Raw genomic sequence first — 17,415 nt, forward strand, 5'->3', positions numbered from 1 at the left:
GCTCACAGCTGCAACGCCGGCTTGGCCGCTGCCGTGGGTGTCGACGCCTCGACGGCCGCAGAAGCCGGCGCCTGCGTCTTCTCCGGTTGCGTTTGCTGCGGCTCGACCAGCTTCGCGCCCGAGGCCGAGTAATGCACCTGCGCGTAGCTCTCGCCGAAGATTTCCCGGTAGAGGCTCTCCGCCCTGTGGGTCAGCAGGAGGATCTCGATGCGCCGGTTGGCCCCGCTCTCCGGGTCCTCCGGACGTAGCGGCATGACGTCGGCCTGGGCCGCCACCTGCAGCACGTGGCCCGCCGGCAGGCCGCTGTCGACCATCACGTTGCGCGCGCGCAGGGCGCGGTCGCCGGAGAGGTTCCAGTTGTTGTAGCCATCGGGCCGGCGGTACTGCACCGCATCGGTGTGGCCGCTGAGGATCAGCTTGTTCTGCACCTTGGACAGCACGCCGGACAGCGCGCCGAGCAGCGTCTGGAAATGCGGATCGAGGGTCGCCTGGCCACGGGCGAACATGAAGCGCTGCTGGTCGTCCTTGATCAGGATGCGCAACCCCTGCGGCACAACCGTCACCTCGATGTTGGCCAGCGCATCGACCTTGCCGGATACCTCGCGGATCAGCTCGGCCAGCTCACGCAGGTCCTCGTTGCTGTCGTACTGGCGGCCATCCTGTTGCGCGCTGGAATCCTCCGCCTGCTCGCCGGCCTTGCCCTGCTTGCCGGCGTCCAGGGCGAGTTGCGGTGCCGGTTTCTCGGGCGTCTTGATCGGTTGCGGCATGCCGTCGAGTTCGGCGGGCGTGCGGCTGGCGCCATCGAACACGCCGGCGCCGCCATCCACCACCGGGTTGGCATCCTGGTCGCCCACCGCCACCGGCTGTAGCTCGGTCTGCGGGTGGACGATCCACAGCACCATGAACAGCGCCATCATCGCCAGGGTGAAGTCGGCGAAGGCGACTTTCCAGGCGCCGCCATGCTCTTCATCGTGGCCCTTCTTGCTGCGGCGCTTGATGATGATTTCGCCATGTTTGTCGGCACGCTTCTTCATGCGGCGTCCCGCTCTTCCTCATAGCGGGTGACCCAGGTCTCCAGCTGTTTGAAGGCCGGCTTCACGTCCTGTTCGATCAGCTTGCGACCGGCGTCCACCGCCAGCAGCGTCGGCTTGCCAGCGACGTGCGCGACCAGGGTGGTGCGCACGCACTCCAGTGCCGACAGCTCGGTCTTGATCCGCTGGGCCATGGCGTTGGAGAGCGGGTCCATCAGGCAGTAGCAGACGAAGATGCCGAAGAAGGTGCCCACCAGCGCGGCGGCCACGTGGGCGCCGATCTCGGCCACCGAGCCGCCGATGTTGCCCATGGTGATGATGATCCCCAGGATCGCCGCGAGGATGCCGAAGCCGGGCATCGCCTCACCGACCTTGTGCAGCGACTTGGACGGTTGCAGCAGCGCGTGCTCCATGGCGTCCAGTTCCTGTTCGAGGAAACCTTCGAGTTCGTGGGCGCTGATCTTGCCCATGGCCATCAGGCGGAAGTTGTCGGCGATGAATGCCATCAGGTTCTTTTCCTGGAGGATCAACGGGTAGCGGGCGAACAGATCGCTCTGGTCCGGCTCCTCGATGTGCGCATCGAGCACCTTCAGGCCGCCGACGTCGACCATCTCCAGCAACTCGTAGAGGAGCATCAGCAGCTGCCGCTGGAATTCCTCGCCGCGGCGTTTGAAGACGAACACGCCCTTGATCTGCGAGCACATTTCCAGCAGCACTTCGCGCGGGTTGGCGACCACCAGCGAGCCCAGGCCGGCGCCGAGGATGATGAGCATCTCCGCCGGCTGCCAGAGTGCGCGCATGTCGCCATGGGCCATGGCGTAGCCGCCGAGCACGGCGGCGATGATGATCAGGGCGCCGATGATTTTCTGCATGGTTATGGGTTCTTCAGAGAGTGTCGGGGTCGTTGAGGAAACGGCTGCACTTGCCGATCGCCTGCTTCATCAGCTGGCAGATGCGCGCATCGGTCAGCTCCAGCACCAGGGCGATTTCCTTGAGGTTCAGTTCGTGCTGGTAATACAGGTTGAGGATCAGCCGCTCGCGTTCATTGAGGCGCTCCAGCGCCTGGGCCAGCAGGCGCTCCTTGAGCACGCGCTCTTCCAGCGCATCGCCGCTGGCCTGCACGCCGTCGTGGCCGCTCTGCAACAACGCGTCGAAGCTCTCGATGGCCTCGGAGGATTCGGCGCGCAGGTAATCCTGGTAGCCCGCCTCGTCCAGGCCGGTGGCGGCGAGCACTTCCTCGTCGCTGGGCACGCGGCCGAGTTGGCGCGCCAGCGCGCGGATCGCATCGCGCACCTTGTGCGCCTGCTGCCGCACCTGGCGTGGGCGCCAGTCCTGCCGGCGCAGTTCGTCGAGAATGGCACCGCGAATGCGCAGCGCGGCGAAGCGGCCGAACTGCTCGTCCGGCTCGCCGTAGCGGCGCAGGCCTTCGAGCAGGCCCATCAGGCCGATCTGCTCCATGTCCTCGCGGTCCAGCACCTGGTTGGCCTGCAGCGACAGCTGGCTGACGATGCGTCGCACCAGCGGCAGGTACTGCATCATCCAGCGCTGCTCGACCGCCGGTGACAGGCGCGCGTGGCCGCCTTCGGGGCTGTCGTAGCCGCCGACGCCACTGGCATGGCCGTGAGCAGGATCGCGAAGGGCGTGCATGGCGGCCTACTGGACGATCATCTTGCTGAGCAGCACGTGCTCGAAGGGCACCACGACCTTGCGCGCGGCGAAGTCGTCGATCACCGCCTTCTCCAGGCGCGTCTGCACCTCGCCGATGGGCATGGCGCGCAGCACTTCGAACTTCTCCGGCGTCAGGTTGGCGACCACCGAGCTGCGCACCATGGGCGCGACGCTCTCCAGCTTCTTGCGCTCCTGCTCGGCCCTGGCCTGCAGCACCAGGTCGATCACGAAGTAGTGCTCGCGATCCTCGCCACGGGAGCTGACGATGATCTTCTCCACCGGCACGAAGAGGTACTCGGCGCTCTCCTGCTCTTCCTCTGTTGCATCTTCCTTGGCTGCCTCCTTGTCGGAAGCGGTGGCGGCCGGGGCGAGGCTGGCGGACCTGATCATCTTGTAATTGACGAACACGCCGCCCAGCACGACGGCGATATTCACGATGAGCATCAGTAGAACGAGACGCGGCGTGGACATGGGGTTTCTCGAAAAATCCTGTAGGAGTGAGGGCCGCTGGCGGCCTACACGGTAATCAGTACATCGCTGTCGCCACGCGGCGCGGAACGCTCGCCCGCCTGCGCATCACGCGGGTTGGCGGCGACCGTGAGCTGTTCTTCGGCAAAGCGCTGGCGGTTCTGCTGGCCCTGCTGGCCGGACTGCGAATCGGAGGAGACCTGTACGTTGACCTGCAGGAAGTTCTGCCCGACCAGCTCCTGGCGCAGGCGCTCACTGGTGTTCTGCAGCAGGCGCACGACATCGCCGTTGGACGCGGAAATCTGCACGTTGAGCTGGCCGGCCTCATGGCGCACGAGGATCTCCAGGGCGCCCAGTTCCGGCGGGTCCAGGCGAATCGTGGCGTTCTGCACACGCTGGCCGAGCTGCAGCTCGACGTTGTCGCGCAGGGCGCTGACCATCTGCTCGCCCCAGTGGGCCTCGTTGCTGCCCTTGAGGTGCAGCGGCTTGTCGAACAGCGGCGACGCCGGTGCAGCAGACGAGGCTGGCGTGCTGCTGTCGGTCGCCGGAAGACGCGAGTCGAGCGCGCCGGCGGGCAACGTCGGTACGGAGGATTCCGGAGTCTGTACGGCAGCAGCCAGGTGCTGTTGCAGCAACGTCTGCGCCTGGCTCTGGGTCGCCTCGCGCGGTGCCGGCTGTGTGGGTGCGGCCGGCTCTTCGGGCAGCTCGGCGGGCGGCAGCAGCACGTCTTCGGGCTTCACTGCGGCGGGCGCTGGCTGCGCCTGGCCATCCACGGTCTGGGTGGCAAAACCGGCCACCTGGGTGTGGGTCCGGGCCGGCGGGTTATCCCGCGCCTGCACCACCAGCCCGGCCTGGCCGAGCATGCCGGCGAGCCAGTTTTCCGCGCCGGAGGGCGATGCTTCTTCGCTTGTCCGGCCCTGCGTATCGTCGTCGCGGGTATCGACGGGCAACGCCTCTGGCGGCAGCGCAGCGTTGGCTTGCTGCACCGGCTCCTCGGCCTGCGCGGTATCGAACTGGGCAAGAAACGACTGCACGCTGATGGTTCGCTCGCCGGCATTCGACTGTGCAGGCGGCTGCGCGCGGAATCCCGCCACAGCGGCACTGTCGGCGCCGTCGCGGCGCGAGTCCTGCGAACGCGCGTCGGCCACCGGGCGTGCAGCGCGGTCCGTGGTCGGCAGTGATTGGGTCGGCAACTGGATCACGGTCTATCGACCCTCCTGGTACGTATCCACCTGCATGTACGCCGAGCGACCCTCGGCGTATTCCAGGTGCGAGAGCAGCAGGCGGCGCAGGCGCTCGCACTCTTCGGCACAAGCCTGCGACGCCTGCTCGTGCAGGCGCTTCAGGTGCTTCTTGGCCAGCAGCACGTCGGCGGCCAGCCCGGTCTGCGATGACATCGCTACCAGTTGCGCGCGGATCGCCAGGTCGACCTGCCCCATGGCTTTCCAGTCCTTGCGCTGCAGCGCCGCACCGAGCCGCTCGTACAGCTCGAGCAGGCGCCGGCGATCATCCACGTGCGGCACTCACGCCCTCCCAGCCTTCGCGCAGGATGCCCAGCAGGCGCACGACCTCATCTATCCCGGCGACCTCCATCGACACGCTGACGTCGGAGAGCCGGTAGATGCAGTAGTCATACAGGCGCGCCAGGCCCTGCACGGTCTCACCGCCGTTCTCGTAGTCGAGCGCGCCGTTGAGGCCGTTGAGGATGTTCAGGCACTTCTCCAGCGAGCGGCCTTTCTGCTGGTAGCGCTTGTGCTCGATGTGGCCGCGGGCGCGGGCCAGTTCGTCGAGCAGGCCGTCGAACAGCACCAGCACCAGTTCGTAGGGCGAAGACGAGGCGGCCTTGGATTCCAGGTCGATCATCCGGTAGCTGTCGTAGCTTTCGTTCATGCCGTAGGCGCTCATCCGAACATCCCGCTGGTCTGACTCATCGACTGCATGACCTGCATCATCGAGGTGTATTGCTTGAGGTAGCGCGCGTAGTAGGTGTCGTACTGCTTCTGCAGATTGTCGTAGTCGTCGTTGACGCGGCGCAGGCTGTTGTTCAGGGCGTCCTTGCGGTTCTTCATCACACCGTTGGTGCTGTTGGTGTAGACGGCGACCCCCTTGTCGAGGCTGTCGAGCAGGTTGCCCTTGCCCATGAACAGCTTGTCCAGGCCTTCCGGATCGCTGGCGATGGCCTTTTCGAAGCGCGTGGCGTCGAGGGTCAGCTTGCCGCTGCGGTCGGCGCTGATGCCGAAGTTGATCAGGTTGGCGCCGCCGAAGGTGGTGCGGACCATCTGGTTCAGCGCGTTGTCGATGGCGCGCACGCTGGAGTCGCCAGCCAGGGCCCCACGAGCATTGCCGTTCTGGTCGCCGGCGGCGGTCAGGCTGTCGATCTGGCTGGCCAGGGCATTGAAGGCGTCGATGAAGGTCTGCACCTTCTTCTTGGTCTCGCTCTGGTCCTGTGCCACGGTCATGGTGATGGCCGCCTCACCGGACTTCTGCGCCTGGGTGAAGGTGACGCTGACGCCGTCGATGATGTTGTCGAAGGTGTTGCTGGCGTTGCTCAGCAGCATGCCGCTCTCACCGCCCAGGCGGACACGGGCGTCCTGTGCCTTGGACAGCTCCTGCGGATTGCCGATGGCGCTCTCGAAGGCACTGTTGCCGCTGTCGGTACCGCTTAGCGACAGACCGATGGCGTTCGCCGCGCCGGACTTGTCCGCGCCCAGCACCAGCGAGACCTGGCCGTTGCTGCGCACCAGGGTGGCCTTGACGCCGGTGTTGTCGGTGGCCTTGTTGATTGCCGCAGCCAGTTCGTCCAGCGAGTTGCTGCCGTCGCCGTCGGTGTCGATCTTGCTCAGGTCGATGTCGAAGGACTTGCCGTTCTGGCTGAGCGTCAACGTACCCTGGGTGTCGATGTCGCCGGCCTGGAGGCCGGAGAACGACAGCTGATGGCTGGTGGCGAGCTGCTCGACGAAGAAGTCGTAGCTGCCGGGCACGGCGGTCTTGTCCACCTTGGCGGTCAGGTAGCCGTCCTTGCTCAGGGTGGCGCTGTTGACCAGCATGCTGGTCTTGCTGCCAGTCACGCCCTGCAGGTTCTTCACCGCCGTGGAGAAGCTCTTGAGCGCCGACTCCAGGGAAGTCACCGCAGTCAGCTGGGACTGGTACGAAGACTTATTGCGATCCGCCTTGCTCAGGCCGTTCTGCACTTCGTACGTGGCCAGTTGCTGGGCCATCTGTTTGACGTAATCGGAATCTATGGTCGCCATCTGAATCCACCTCTTTGTGCCCCCTCTGCATAAGGTCAGGAGCAATTACGATGCCAATGCCGTAAGTCCCGCCATTCAAGGCTTTGCGGGCTTCCCGGGGAGAAGGCTGACTTCCGCCCGGCGTGGTTTGGCGCGCAGCGGGAAGCGGCATTTCCGCCTGCCGAAAGTGCACCTTGATGCAGGGAAAGAGCGACCGTAGGGAGGGATTCGTTAAGCCATTTCGGCAGGATGTTTTTCGAGGGAATCCTGCGCGGGGGCTGCCCTCTCCCTAACCCTCTCCCTGAAGGGAGAGGGGACTGGTTCGGAGCGGGCTGCAACCGTGGCAGCAGCCGGCACGGATGGCTCCCTCTCCCTTCAGGGAGAGGGCTGGGGAGAGGGCCGATCCGAGCACAGATGTATCGCGTGAATTCCGGTTGCAGATCAGTACAGCTGCCGCGAATACACCGGCTGCTCGCGCGGATCGCCCATCAGCTGGCTGAGGATGTCGTGATGCATCGCCAGCAGCTTGCCGTTGCGCTCGTTGAGGCGCTTGCACTGGGCCGTGAGCTGGCCCAGCTGCTGCCACTCCTGCTGCAGCTCTTGGCGACGCGGCGGCTTGTAGTTGGACAGCAGCGTGCGCATGCCGTCGGCATCCATCGGCAGATGGAAGGCGCGCAGTACGCGGCTACGGCGCTGGGCGCGGCCGGCGACGGCTTCGAGCAGTGCCTGGATGTCCGGGTTCAGCGCTTCGATCTGCGCGCTGTCCCGCGCCAGCAGGTGGCGATAGAGCTCCTGCAGGCGCTCGCGCAACGCCAGGCAATCGCGGCCATCCTGCTGGATGTCCTGCTCGATCACCTGCAGCAGCCGCGCGCGCTGGGTCATGCGTCGCTGCTGCGATGGTAGGAGAGGATGCTGGTGGCGAGCAGGCGAGTGTCGTTGGCCAGGTCGCCATTCATCAGGGCGCGGCGGATTTCGGCAACGCGATCCTGGTCCACGTCGGGCATGGCGCGCAGGGTTTCCTGCATCTCGTCCAGGCGCAGCGAATCGCTGACCGGCGCGCTGGCGCTGGCCTCTGCCACGGGAGCGGCGCGCTCGGTGCGTGCGCTCTTGGCGGACTCGCTGGTGGCCAGCGCAACGCTGGTCAGTTGCCGGGTGATTTCCATGGTCGGTATCCGAGTATTTTGGGGCTTTCCCTCAGAGGGCGACCGCCTCGCGGGAAAACTTAAATGCCGTGTTTCGCGCTCGCCGAACAGACGGCGGATAACCGCAAGCGGTTATTCGCCCTACGGCTCGAAGGTTCCGGCGTAGGGCGCATAACGCGGAACGCGTTATCCGCCATGTCCGCAGGCCAGACTCAAGCCCTGGCACGCCACCAGGACTGCGCGGCGAGGCCATCCTGGATTTTCTGTTCCTGCTGCGCCAGCTGCGCCTGCCACTGGCCGACCTTGGCCTCGATCACCTGGGTCAGCACCTTCTCGCTGCGCATCGCGGCCAGCAACTCGCCCTGGATTCGCGCCAGGGCCTGCTCGGCAACCTCCAGCTCGCGGCGCTGCAACTGCAGCATCTTGTGCAGCGTCACCTTGTACTGCTGCTGGTTGTGCCGCTGCAAAGGCGTGCTGGTGGCGACACTGAAGCCACACAGGCGGTCGAGCCCGGTGATGTTGTTGCGGTAGCGCTGGCACAGCGTCTGCTGGTAATTCACCCGGCCCAGCAACTCGCGAACCTTGCCGCCACGCACATCGGCGAGGCGCCCGAGCATGTCGATCTGCGCCTTCATCAGCGGCTACCGACGATGCTTTGCAGGGTGGCGACGCTGTTGCCCAGCTCGGCGCCATCTGCCGTTTCCTGGCGCAGGTAGCGCTCCAGCATCGGCGCCAGCTGCACCGCGCGGTCAGTCTTCACGTCCATGCCCGGCGTGTAGCCGCCCAGCGGGATCAGCTCCTTGATGCGCTCATAGGTGCCGCTGAATTCCTTGAACTGGCGCGCCGCAGAGAGATGCACCGGGTCCGCCACCTGGCTCATGCAGCGGCTGACCGAGGCGCCGATGTCGATGGCCGGGTAATGCCCGACATCCGCCAGGCGCCGCGAGAGCACGATGTGGCCGTCGAGGATGGCGCGGGCGCAGTCGACGATCGGGTCCTGGTGGTCGTCGCCCTCCGCCAGCACGGTGTAGATGGCGCTCAGGCTTCCGCTCTCGCCCTCGCCGTTGCCGGCGCTTTCCACCAGCTCCGGGAGCATGCCGAACACCGACGGCGGGTAGCCCTTGGTCGCCGGCGGCTCGCCCAGGGCCAGGGCGATCTCGCGCTGGGCCATGGCGTAGCGGGTCAGCGAATCCACCAGCAGCAGCACGTCCTTGCCCTGGTCGCGGAAGTAGGCGGCGATGCTGTGGCACAACTCGGTGGCCTTCAGGCGCATCAGTGGCGATTCATTGGCCGGCGCCACCACCACCACGGCCTTCTGCAAGCCTTCCGGGCCGAGGGAGTGCAGGATGAACTCCTGCACCTCGCGGCCGCGCTCGCCGATCAGCCCGACGACCACCACATCGGCCTTGGTCTGCCGGGTGATCATGCCCAGCAGCACGCTCTTGCCCACGCCGCTGCCGGCGAACAGGCCGACGCGCTGGCCCTTGCCGAGGGTCAGCAGGCCGTTGATGGCGCGCACGCCAACGTCCAGCGGCTCGGACACCGGGCGCCGGCGCAACGGGTTCACCTGCGGCAATTCGGTGGGCAGGGGATGACGGCCGGCGAGTTTGCCGAGGCCGTCCAGCGGTTCGCCGAGGCCGTTGACCACGCGCCCCAGCCAGGAATGATCGATGTTCAGCACAGCTTCGTCCGGCGCCGGGAAGACCCGCGAGCCGGAGGTCAGGCCGACGGGCTTCTTGAAGGGCATGAGGTAGGTGATGTCACGGTTGAAGCCGACCACCTGCGCCTCCAGGCGCTCGCCGTCGGCGACTTCCACGTAGCAACGCTGGCCGGTCATGCGCCGGCAGCCGAGGCTTTCCAGCAACAGGCCGGAGACGCGCACCAGGCGACCGCTGACCCGCGCCAGCTGGACCGAATCCAGCGAGCGCAGCGCTTCTTCGAGCTTGAAGCCGTCGCCCAGGGCCACGTCAGTCTTCGTCCTGCAGGTGCGCGCTCAGCGCTTCCATGCAGCTGTCCAGGCGCTGCTGGCAACCGATGTCGGCTTCGGCCTGGGCGGTAACGACACGGCACTCGCCCAGCGCCAGGCGCTCGTCCGGCACCAGTCGCCACCTGGCGGCGCGCTCGGGGTTGAGTTCGCGGATACGCGCGCATTCTTCCGGGTTGAGCTGGATCTGCACGTCACCCTGCTCGCCCGGCATGGCGGCGAGGGCTTCCTCGGCCAGCGTCAGCAACTGCGTGGGGTTGAGCGTGAGTTCGACGCGAATGACCTGCCTGGCCACTTTCTGCACCAGCTCCAGCAGCTCTTTCTGCCGCGCGTGCTGGAAGGCCTGGTGATAGTCGGTGAAGGCATCGACGGCGGCCTGCAATGGCGCACTGGCTTCGTCGAACACTTGCCGGCCAGCGGCTCGACCTTCCTCGCGACCCTTGCGCAGGCCATCCTGGCGACCGGCTTCGAAGCCTTCGCGCAAGCCTGCCTCTCGGCCTTCGCCGACGCCGTCCTGGTAGCCCTTCTCCAGGCCCTCCTGGAAGCCTTCGGAGATGGCGCGCTGGCGCGCGGCCGGGTCGCTGTCCCAGCCGTGGTTGTCGGCGCTGGCAGTCGCGCAGCGTGGCGGGAAGCGGTACGGGCGCCAGGCGCGGCTGTCGGCCTTGATGACTCTGATCGCCATGTGCGGTTACTCCACCGTCTGCTCGCGGAACAGCTGCACCTGCAGGTCGCCCTCGGCGGCGAGATCGCGCACAACGCCCATGATCTCCTTGCGCACCTGCTCCACGCGGCTCAGCGGCACCGGGCCCTGGCGGCGGTTGATCGACTCCATCTGCTGCATCTGGCGCTTCGGCATGGCGCCCTGGATGGCGCGCACCAGCTCGGGTTCGGCGCCTTTCAACGCGACCACCCACTCGTCCAGCGGGATGACTTCCAGCAGGGTCTGCAGCACTTCCTGGTTCTGCCGGGAGAGGATGAAGAAGTCGTACATCTCATCCTCGATCCTGCCGACCAGGCTGTCGTTGTGGGCGCGCAGCAGCTCGAACATCTGGTTCCGGTCGCCCTTGAAGCGGTTCATGATGTCCGCCGCCTGCTTGACCCCGCGCACCTGCGAGCCCTGGGTGGAGAGCACGCGCAGGCTGCGGTCGATCAGCTGTTCCAGCTCGGCGATGACGTCGCTGTTCACTTCGCTGAGGTTGGCGATGCGGAACAGCAGTTCGTCCTGGCGTTCGGCGGGCATCGCCTCGAGTACGTCGGTGGCCATGCCCGGCGGCAGGAAGGCGAGGAACACCGCCTGCATCTGCGCGTGCTCCTTGGCGATCAGCGCGGCGAACTGCTTGGGATCGATCCACTCCATGCGCGCCATCTTGGCGCGGATTTCCTCGCCGTAGATGCTGTCCAGCAGGTTGCGCGTGATGTCGCTGCCCAGCGCCTTGCCGAGCATGCCGGCGAGGTAGGAGCGCGAGGCGCCCTTGATGCTCGATTGCAGCTTGTAGTCGTCGAAGAAGCGCCCGATGACGTCGGAGACGGTGTTCTGCTTGACGTTGGACAGCCGCGCCATCGCCTGGCTGATGCTGACGATCTCCTCGCGGCTGAAATTGCGCAGGATGCCCGCGGAGGCTTCGTCACCCATGCTCAGCATGAGGATCGCCGCCTGTTCCAGCGAGCTCACGGCGCGCATCTGCGGGCCGCGCTTTTTCGGTTCTTCAGGCAGGCTCGTGTCGGTCATTGCGGCCAATCCAGTGCTTGATCACTTCCGAGACCCGTTCCGGGTCGTTCTTCGCCAGCATCTGCAGATGCTCGATCTGGTGTTCCAGTCCCGAGCCCGGCGCCGGCAGGCGGATCTCCGAGAGCGGGTTCAGCTCGCCGAGGACGTTGAGGCCGCCGACGGTTTCATTGGAAAGCGCCAGGCGCCGCTCGGCATCCAGGGCCAGCGGGTAGTCGCCGGCACCCTCGGGCAGGGCCGCGGTGGCTGCCGGCTGGGCGCGCTGGGTCAGGCTGCGTACTGCCGGGCGCACGCCGAAGAGCAGGAACAGCAGCGCGATCAGGCCAAGTACGGTGTAGCGCACCAGGGATTGCAGGGCGCTACTTTCCCACCAGCTCGCCGAGGACTCTTCCACCGCGGTGGCGGCGAATGGGAACACGCTGACGGTGATCAGGTCGCCGCGCTGGGCGTTGAAGCCCACCGCGCTCTTCACCATGGCTTCCAGGTCGGCGCGGGCCTTGTCGGTCCAGCCGCCTTCGGGCGCGGTGGAAGCGTTGATCACCACTGCCACGCTCTGCTGGCGCAGGGCAAAGGGCGGGTACTTGATGTGGGTGACGCTCTGGTCAAAATCGTTCTGCCGGGTGGTCTCGTTGCGGGTCGAGGTCGCGGCCTTGTTGTCGGTGCTGGCGGTCTTGCCGTTGCCGGCCGGGGCGTTGGCGTTCTGCGCCTGGCCCTGCTGCGCCTGCGGCGGCGGCTCCGGCGGACGGTTGCTCAGCGAGCCGGGTACGCCAAGGGCCAACTGGTCGAGGGTGGTCTCGTTGCGCAGCGATTCACTGCGCAGGCGCGGCGCCTCGCCGTAGGCCTGCAGGGTTTCTTCCTTCTGGCTGAAGTCGATGTCGGCGGAGACGCTGATGCGGTAATTGCCCAGGCCCAGCACCGGCGCCAGCACTTCCTCGACGTTGCCCACTGCCTTGCGCTGGTACTCGTCCACCGCCTGCCAGTTCTGCGACGGGCCGCCGGCGCCGTTGATGCCGCGCGACAGCAGCACGCCGTTCTGGTCCACCACGCTGACGTCTTCGGGCTTGAGCTGCGGCACGCTGCCGGCCACCAGGTTGACGATGGCGCCGACCTGCTCCGGGCTCAGCCGCTGGCCGGGCGCGAGTTGCAGCAGCACCGAGGCCTTGGCCGGTTCGCGACGGCCCACGACGAAGGAATTGCTGTCCTCGCGGGCGACGTGCACACGCGCCTGCTCGATGCCCTTCAGGCCCATGATGGTCCGCGCCAGCTCGCCTTCCAGGCTGCGCTTGAGGCGTACATCCTGGAGGAAATGGCTGGTGCCCAGCGGCTCGTCCTTGTCGAACAGCTCGTAGCCGGCCGGCACCGATACCTTCACGCCCCTGGCCGCCAGCAGCATGCGCGCGCGGGCCAGGTCTTCCTCGCGCACCAGCACCTGGCCGCTCTGCGGGTGCAGGCGATAGTCGAAGGCTTCGGCGTCCAGCACCTGCATTACGTCGGCGGCCGGGTAGGCTTCGCCGGCGCCGTACAGCGGGCGATAAGCCCCCTGGTCGCGCCACAGGTAGAAGACCACGGCGGCGGCCAGCAGCGCGGCGCCCAGGGCAATGCCGAGCAGGCCCAGGCGCGGGTCGAGCTTGAGTTTGTCGAGCGGCAGGCGCCCTTTGAGTTTCTGCAGCACTGTCAGTCCTTACAGCGGCATGCGGATGATTTCGTCGAAGGCGCCGGTGAGCTTGTTGCGCACCTGCAGCAGCGCGGAGAACGACACGCTGGCCTTCTGGCTCTGGATCATGGCGCCGACCAGGTCGTCGCTCCGGCCGCTGTCCACTGCGGCCATGGCGGCGCTGGACTGGTGCTGCTCGGCATCCACCGAGCGCAGCGCCTGCTCGAAGCTGGCGCCGATGCCCTGTACGGGCGCGTTGTCGGCGAACTGCGCGGCGGGACGCACGGCTGGCCCGCTGGCCAGGTCGGCGTAGCGGTTCATCCGGTCCAGCATGTCCTGCTGCACCTGCATGATCGAACTCATGGAAGGTCTCCCCCGGAAGACGAAATCAGAAGTGCACCTGCACGCCCTGCTCACGCATCGCGTTGAGCCGGTAGCGCAGTGCGCGGGTGGTCATGCCCAGGCTCTCGGCGGCCTTGGTCTTGTGCCCGCCAAAGCGGCGGATGGTGTCGATCACGTGCTGGTACTCGGCGAGCTTGCCGCTGGCGCGCAACGCGGCGCGGCCGCCCTCGGCCGCCAGCGGGATCACCGCGGCAACGGTGGCCATGGGCGCTTCCGGCGCGGCCAGGCCGAGGTCGCGAGGCTGGATGAACAGGCCGTTGCGCAGCACCAGGGCGCGTTGCAGGGTGTTCTCCAGCTCGCGCACGTTGCCCGGCCAGTCGTGCTGCAACAGCGCGCGGCTGGCGGATTCGGTGAGCAGGTCGTGCTCGGCGTCCTGCGGGGCGTACTGGCGGACGAAGCGCCGCGCCAGCGGCAGCACGTCTTCCTTGCGCTCGCGCAGAGGGCTGATGTGCAACGGCAGGACGTCGAGACGGAACATCAGGTCGGCGCGGAAGCGCCCTTCGTTGACCTCGGCCTGCAGATCGCGGTTGGTGGCGGCGATGATGCGCACGTCCAGCTCGATCTCGCGGCGTCCGCCCAGGCGCTCCACGCGCTGCTCCTGCAGCACGCGCAGCAGCTTGGCCTGCAGGGCCAGCGGCAGTTCGCCGATCTCGTCCAGCAGCAGGGTGCCGCCGTTGGCCAGTTCGAACTTGCCCGGCTGAGCCGTCACCGCGCCGGTGAAGGCGCCGCGTTCGTGGCCGAAGAGGATGGATTCGAGCATCGCCTCGGGGATCGCCGCGCAGTTCACTGCGATGAAGGGTGCGTCCGGGCTGGCGATGCCGTGGATGTAGCGGGCCAGCAGTTCCTTGCCGGTGCCGGTCTCGCCAGTGATCAGGATCGGCGCGCGGGTCTGCGCTACGCGTTGCGCCATCGCCAGCAGGCGGCGGCCGGCCTGTGAGCGCGAGACGAACAGTTCCTGGGCGACGCTGGAGGCTTCCTGGCGGCGCAGCAGCGCGGCCAGCTGGCCGGCGCCAAAGGGTGACAGCAGGTAGTCGACGCAACCGAGGTCGAGCAGGGTGGCGGCCTTGTCCTGCTCTTCATAACCGACGATGGGCACCACGTCCCGCTCGCGGCCATCGCTGAGCAGCGCGCCGACCTGGGCATAGAGATCAGGAGCGGGGAAAGCGCCGGCGAGGATGAACAGCAGGGAAGCATCACTGCGCGCGCGGACCAGTTCGGCGAAGCCGGAGAAGCGTTCGACACGGCAGCCTTCGGCCAGCAGCGTCTGCAAAAGGAGGGCGTGAGCGGCGTCCGAGGACGGCCCGATGATCGCAACTTTTTTCTGCGCCGGCCGCTCTACGAGCAGCGTTTCACATAATTGATCGATCGACTGGCTTACACTGTTCACCGCAACTTTCCATTCGCTAGTGCGTTCGAAAAGCCTTTCGTTGATCAAACGCCAGCGTCTGCCGATCAGATTCTCGGCGACTGCGAAACCTTTTAACGAAATGGCTATCTCACGGGTGGCATTGCAACAACTTCGTCACACATGAAGTTACTGCAACCTGTAACTAACCCACCCACACTAACAAGTGCCAGCACTACGCCATAGCTTCCCGCCGATTAATTAAGATCAATAGACAAAAAGTTCCGTCAAAAACAGCATTTGATATCTATTGATTTAATCGGGCGACCTCAGATCGCTATCATTGCGCCACGTCAGCAGCCTGTGATGCAGCAATTTCAGGCCCCTGGCAGACAGAGCATGCCGCGAGCAACGATCAGCCGACCCCGGCGGTCACGACACTTCCCGTGTCCTTGGGCAGATGGCAGATCGAACCTGGAAGTACGACGCTGAGCATGACTGGCAAATCAAAAGTCCACCATGGCGTGCCCGCCGACAGTCTCATCCGACTGAAACCGCAGAAACTCGGCCGGCATTATCACAAGATTCCGCAGTACATCAAAGAGATCTCCGGAAAGTATCCGCGGATCATCAGCGACTATTTCCTGCGGCATTATCGAATCAATCTCGAACTGGATAACCTGCGTATTCACGAGGAACTTCCCCGTGAACTGGAATGCCTCTTCGATTCGCCCCTGGGCAAGTTCGGTTTCGCCATGGACCGCGCCCTGCTGACCGAAGTCATCGAGTGTTACTACGGCGGCACCCTGGTCGCCAATCGCGACACGCCGCCGATCAGCAGTTCCGAGCAACGCATGCTCGAGCGCCTCGGCCTGGACGTGGTGGACCTGTTCGGTCGCGCCCTGCTGATGGGCGAATCGGTGGGCCGGCTGCAGCAGATCGACCCGACCTATGAAGAGGTGCAGTGGGAGTACGTGGCCGAGTTCAGCTACGTCAGCCACCTGACTGGCGAACGTTCCTCGCTCTACCTCTACCTGGACAACCCGCTGGCGGACGAACTGACCCGCCGCCTCGCCGGCCCGCCACCGCCGCGAGTGACCGGCAACCCGGTGGAACACATCAAGCACCTGCCGCTGCGCCTGGATTGCGTGGTCGCCGCCGCCAGGATGCCGCTCTCGCAAGTGCTCGGCCTGGAGCCTGGCGATGTGCTGACGATCCGCCCGCTGGACCGCGTCGAGGTCCGCGTGAACCAGCAGAAGCTGTTCCGCGGCGCCATCTTCGAAGACGACGGCACCCTCTTCCTCTCCTCCCTGGAAAGCGTGAAAAACCCATGACCGGTTCTCTCTCCGACTCCGAGTTCGAGTCGCTGATCAACGATGGCGACCTCGACCTGACCCAGGATGCTGTCGATACTCCCGCCGAGCCCGTGCGCGCATCGCTGCCGCAGCAGGACCTGAGCTTCTTCGGCAAGATTCCGGTGAACGTCACCCTGGAAGTCGCCTCGGTGGAGATTTCCCTGAAGGAGCTGATGGATGTGGACGCCAACAGCGTGATCATCCTCGACAAGCTCGCCGGCGAGCCGCTGGACGTGAAGGTCAACGGCGCGCTGTTCGCCAAGGCCGAAGTGGTGGTGATGAACGGCAACTACGGCCTGCGCGTGCTGGAACTGTGCGGCGCCAGCCTCGACGCCCTGACTGCCTGATGATGCGGCGCCGTTCCCTGACAGGCAGATCGCTGGCCACGCTGGGCCTGCTTATCGCCGCGCTCTGCCCGCTCTGCGCGCAGGCGGCTGGCGGTGAGGTCACGCTGTTCAACCTGCACGACACGGCGGACGGCCAGGCCTTCAGCGTCAAGCTGCAGATTCTCATCGTCATGACGCTGCTGGGCTTCCTCCCGGCGATGCTCATGCTGATGACCTGCTTCACCCGCTTCGTCATCGTGCTGGCCATCCTCCGCCAGGCCATCGGCCTGCAGCAGAGCCCGCCGAACAACGTGCTGGTGGGCATCGCCCTGATCATGACGCTGCTGGTGATGCGCCCGGTGTGGCAGGACATCTACGCCAACGCCTACCAGCCCTTCGAGGCCGACCAGATCAGCCTGGAAGACGGCCTGGGCCACGCCAAGCAGACGCTGAGCCGCTTCATGCTCGCGCAGACCAACCGCACCTCGCTGGAAACCATGGTCTCGCTGGCCGGCGAAACCCTGCCGGAGAAACTGGAGGACCTGGACTTCTCCCTGCTGTTGCCGTCCTTCGTGCTCAGCGAGCTGAAGACCGCGTTCCAGCTGGGCTTCATGATCTTCATCCCGTTCCTGGTGATCGACCTGGTGGTGGCGAGCGTGCTGATGGCAATGGGCATGATGATGCTCTCGCCAATGATGATCTCGCTGCCGTTCAAGCTGATGATCTTTGTGCTGGTGGACGGCTGGGCCCTGATGATGGGCACGCTGACCAGCAGCGTGCAGCCGTTCTAGCGGCCTTTCGGAGAACGCCATGCTCACCCCGGAAAGCGCCGTCGATATCGTTTCCAATGCCGTGCACATCACCGCGCTGATCGTCTGCGTGCTGATCGTGCCAAGCCTGATCGGCGGCCTGCTGGTCAGCATTTTCCAGGCCGCCACGCAGATCAACGAACAGATGCTCAGCTTCCTGCCGCGCCTGCTGATCACCCTGGGGATGCTGGTGTTCGCCGGGCACTGGATCCTGCGCACCCTCTCCGAACTGTTCATCGAGTCGTTCCACCAGGCAGGCCGCCTGGTCGGCTGAT

At 66.0% G+C, this 17,415-nt stretch carries 21 protein-coding genes; 4 read left to right on the forward strand and 17 right to left on the reverse strand.

Annotation, left to right across the window (positions count from 1 at the left end; all coding sequences use genetic code 11):
- Nucleotides 1-2: 2 nt before the first annotated feature.
- The 17 genes from G4G71_RS01515 to G4G71_RS01595 form a co-directional block, all read right to left on the reverse strand.
- Complete coding sequence (locus G4G71_RS01515) at nt 3-1,034, reverse strand: flagellar motor protein MotB (RefSeq protein ID WP_169935129.1); 1,032 nt, start codon at nt 1,032-1,034, stop codon at nt 3-5.
- Nucleotides 1,031-1,903, reverse strand: coding sequence for a flagellar motor stator protein MotA (motA, locus tag G4G71_RS01520; protein ID WP_169935130.1), 873 nt, complete (start codon nt 1,901-1,903; stop codon nt 1,031-1,033). Before motA ends, G4G71_RS01515 begins: the two co-directional genes overlap by 4 nt.
- 13 nt (nt 1,904-1,916) lie before the next feature.
- Nucleotides 1,917-2,678, reverse strand: a complete 762-nt coding sequence (locus tag G4G71_RS01525; protein WP_240964862.1) for a FliA/WhiG family RNA polymerase sigma factor — start codon at nt 2,676-2,678, stop codon at nt 1,917-1,919.
- A 6-nt stretch (nt 2,679-2,684) separates the two neighbouring features.
- On the reverse strand, nt 2,685-3,170 hold the full coding sequence (locus tag G4G71_RS01530; protein ID WP_169935131.1) for a flagellar basal body-associated FliL family protein: 486 nt from the start codon (nt 3,168-3,170) through the stop codon (nt 2,685-2,687).
- 44 nt (nt 3,171-3,214) lie between these two features.
- Nucleotides 3,215-4,369 carry a flagellar hook-length control protein FliK gene (locus G4G71_RS01535; protein WP_169935132.1) on the reverse strand — a complete coding sequence of 385 codons (1,155 nt, stop codon included), beginning with the start codon at nt 4,367-4,369 and terminating at the stop codon, nt 3,215-3,217.
- A gap of 3 nt (nt 4,370-4,372) precedes the next feature.
- Nucleotides 4,373-4,690, reverse strand: a complete 318-nt coding sequence (locus G4G71_RS01540; RefSeq protein WP_169935133.1) for a hypothetical protein — start codon at nt 4,688-4,690, stop codon at nt 4,373-4,375.
- The gene (fliS, locus tag G4G71_RS01545) at nt 4,674-5,072 is read right to left on the reverse strand and encodes a flagellar export chaperone FliS (protein WP_169935134.1); all 399 of its coding nucleotides are present in this window, start codon (nt 5,070-5,072) and stop codon (nt 4,674-4,676) included. Before fliS ends, G4G71_RS01540 begins: the two co-directional genes overlap by 17 nt.
- Complete coding sequence (fliD, locus tag G4G71_RS01550) at nt 5,069-6,418, reverse strand: flagellar filament capping protein FliD (RefSeq protein ID WP_169935135.1); 1,350 nt, start codon at nt 6,416-6,418, stop codon at nt 5,069-5,071. The genes fliS and fliD overlap by 4 nt, the downstream gene beginning before the upstream one ends.
- Before the next feature lie 420 nt (nt 6,419-6,838).
- Complete coding sequence (gene flgN / locus G4G71_RS01555) at nt 6,839-7,279, reverse strand: flagellar export chaperone FlgN (protein WP_169935136.1); 441 nt, start codon at nt 7,277-7,279, stop codon at nt 6,839-6,841.
- The gene (flgM, locus tag G4G71_RS01560) at nt 7,276-7,560 is read right to left on the reverse strand and encodes a flagellar biosynthesis anti-sigma factor FlgM (protein WP_169935137.1); all 285 of its coding nucleotides are present in this window, start codon (nt 7,558-7,560) and stop codon (nt 7,276-7,278) included. The genes flgN and flgM overlap by 4 nt, the downstream gene beginning before the upstream one ends.
- Nucleotides 7,561-7,751: 191 nt before the next feature.
- Nucleotides 7,752-8,174: a flagellar FliJ family protein gene (locus G4G71_RS01565; RefSeq protein ID WP_024766279.1), complete on the reverse strand. Its 423-nt coding sequence runs from the start codon at nt 8,172-8,174 to the stop codon at nt 7,752-7,754.
- Nucleotides 8,174-9,505, reverse strand: coding sequence for a flagellar protein export ATPase FliI (gene fliI / locus G4G71_RS01570; RefSeq protein ID WP_169935138.1), 1,332 nt, complete (start codon nt 9,503-9,505; stop codon nt 8,174-8,176). The genes G4G71_RS01565 and fliI overlap by 1 nt, the downstream gene beginning before the upstream one ends.
- Before the next feature lies 1 nt (nt 9,506).
- Nucleotides 9,507-10,205 (reverse strand): flagellar assembly protein FliH, encoded by a 699-nt coding sequence (fliH, locus tag G4G71_RS01575; protein WP_169935139.1) that lies wholly within the window; start codon nt 10,203-10,205, stop codon nt 9,507-9,509.
- A gap of 6 nt (nt 10,206-10,211) precedes the next feature.
- Nucleotides 10,212-11,252 carry a FliG C-terminal domain-containing protein gene (locus tag G4G71_RS01580; RefSeq protein WP_024766276.1) on the reverse strand — a complete coding sequence of 347 codons (1,041 nt, stop codon included), beginning with the start codon at nt 11,250-11,252 and terminating at the stop codon, nt 10,212-10,214.
- Entirely contained in the window at nt 11,230-12,921 is a 1,692-nt protein-coding gene (gene fliF, locus G4G71_RS01585) for a flagellar basal-body MS-ring/collar protein FliF (RefSeq protein ID WP_169935140.1), read from the reverse strand. Before fliF ends, G4G71_RS01580 begins: the two co-directional genes overlap by 23 nt.
- 9 nt (nt 12,922-12,930) lie before the next feature.
- Nucleotides 12,931-13,266 carry a flagellar hook-basal body complex protein FliE gene (fliE, locus tag G4G71_RS01590; RefSeq protein WP_169935141.1) on the reverse strand — a complete coding sequence of 112 codons (336 nt, stop codon included), beginning with the start codon at nt 13,264-13,266 and terminating at the stop codon, nt 12,931-12,933.
- Between the two features lie 25 nt (nt 13,267-13,291).
- On the reverse strand, nt 13,292-14,671 hold the full coding sequence (locus G4G71_RS01595) for a sigma-54 dependent transcriptional regulator (RefSeq protein ID WP_420826000.1): 1,380 nt from the start codon (nt 14,669-14,671) through the stop codon (nt 13,292-13,294).
- 473 nt (nt 14,672-15,144) lie between these two features.
- Here G4G71_RS01595 and G4G71_RS01600 point away from each other — a divergent pair, with 473 nt between their 5' ends.
- The 4 genes from G4G71_RS01600 to G4G71_RS01615 are packed head-to-tail and all read left to right on the forward strand — an operon-like array spanning nt 15,145 to nt 17,414.
- Nucleotides 15,145-15,984 (forward strand): FliM/FliN family flagellar motor switch protein, encoded by an 840-nt coding sequence (locus G4G71_RS01600; protein ID WP_169935143.1) that lies wholly within the window; start codon nt 15,145-15,147, stop codon nt 15,982-15,984.
- Entirely contained in the window at nt 15,981-16,352 is a 372-nt protein-coding gene (locus G4G71_RS01605) for a FliM/FliN family flagellar motor switch protein (protein ID WP_169935144.1), read from the forward strand. Before G4G71_RS01600 ends, G4G71_RS01605 begins: the two co-directional genes overlap by 4 nt.
- The gene (gene fliP, locus G4G71_RS01610; protein ID WP_420825969.1) at nt 16,352-17,122 is read left to right on the forward strand and encodes a flagellar type III secretion system pore protein FliP; all 771 of its coding nucleotides are present in this window, start codon (nt 16,352-16,354) and stop codon (nt 17,120-17,122) included. The genes G4G71_RS01605 and fliP overlap by 1 nt, the downstream gene beginning before the upstream one ends.
- Before the next feature lie 19 nt (nt 17,123-17,141).
- Nucleotides 17,142-17,414, forward strand: a complete 273-nt coding sequence (locus tag G4G71_RS01615; protein ID WP_045213351.1) for a flagellar biosynthetic protein FliQ — start codon at nt 17,142-17,144, stop codon at nt 17,412-17,414.
- Nucleotide 17,415: the final 1 nt, after the last annotated feature.

Source organism: Pseudomonas multiresinivorans (genome assembly GCF_012971725.1).
GTDB classification, from domain to species: Bacteria; Pseudomonadota; Gammaproteobacteria; order Pseudomonadales; family Pseudomonadaceae; genus Pseudomonas; species Pseudomonas multiresinivorans.

What these genes read in the sequence shown, in the direction of transcription:
- fliE (WP_169935141.1), bottom strand. Translation starts at nt 13,266, where the DNA reads ATGAGTTCGATCATGCAGGTGCAGCAGGACATGCTGGACCGGATGAAC.
- fliP (WP_420825969.1), top strand. Translation starts at nt 16,352, where the DNA reads ATGATGCGGCGCCGTTCCCTGACAGGCAGATCGCTGGCCACGCTGGGC.
- G4G71_RS01530 (WP_169935131.1), bottom strand. Translation starts at nt 3,170, where the DNA reads ATGTCCACGCCGCGTCTCGTTCTACTGATGCTCATCGTGAATATCGCC.
- G4G71_RS01615 (WP_045213351.1), top strand. Translation starts at nt 17,142, where the DNA reads ATGCTCACCCCGGAAAGCGCCGTCGATATCGTTTCCAATGCCGTGCAC.
- fliH (WP_169935139.1), bottom strand. Translation starts at nt 10,205, where the DNA reads ATGGCGATCAGAGTCATCAAGGCCGACAGCCGCGCCTGGCGCCCGTAC.
- G4G71_RS01515 (WP_169935129.1), bottom strand. Translation starts at nt 1,034, where the DNA reads ATGAAGAAGCGTGCCGACAAACATGGCGAAATCATCATCAAGCGCCGC.
- G4G71_RS01580 (WP_024766276.1), bottom strand. Translation starts at nt 11,252, where the DNA reads ATGACCGACACGAGCCTGCCTGAAGAACCGAAAAAGCGCGGCCCGCAG.
- G4G71_RS01565 (WP_024766279.1), bottom strand. Translation starts at nt 8,174, where the DNA reads ATGAAGGCGCAGATCGACATGCTCGGGCGCCTCGCCGATGTGCGTGGC.
- G4G71_RS01600 (WP_169935143.1), top strand. Translation starts at nt 15,145, where the DNA reads ATGACTGGCAAATCAAAAGTCCACCATGGCGTGCCCGCCGACAGTCTC.
- motA (WP_169935130.1), bottom strand. Translation starts at nt 1,903, where the DNA reads ATGCAGAAAATCATCGGCGCCCTGATCATCATCGCCGCCGTGCTCGGC.
- G4G71_RS01605 (WP_169935144.1), top strand. Translation starts at nt 15,981, where the DNA reads ATGACCGGTTCTCTCTCCGACTCCGAGTTCGAGTCGCTGATCAACGAT.
- fliD (WP_169935135.1), bottom strand. Translation starts at nt 6,418, where the DNA reads ATGGCGACCATAGATTCCGATTACGTCAAACAGATGGCCCAGCAACTG.
- flgN (WP_169935136.1), bottom strand. Translation starts at nt 7,279, where the DNA reads ATGACCCAGCGCGCGCGGCTGCTGCAGGTGATCGAGCAGGACATCCAG.
- fliS (WP_169935134.1), bottom strand. Translation starts at nt 5,072, where the DNA reads ATGAGCGCCTACGGCATGAACGAAAGCTACGACAGCTACCGGATGATC.
- G4G71_RS01525 (WP_240964862.1), bottom strand. Translation starts at nt 2,678, where the DNA reads ATGCACGCCCTTCGCGATCCTGCTCACGGCCATGCCAGTGGCGTCGGC.
- flgM (WP_169935137.1), bottom strand. Translation starts at nt 7,560, where the DNA reads ATGGAAATCACCCGGCAACTGACCAGCGTTGCGCTGGCCACCAGCGAG.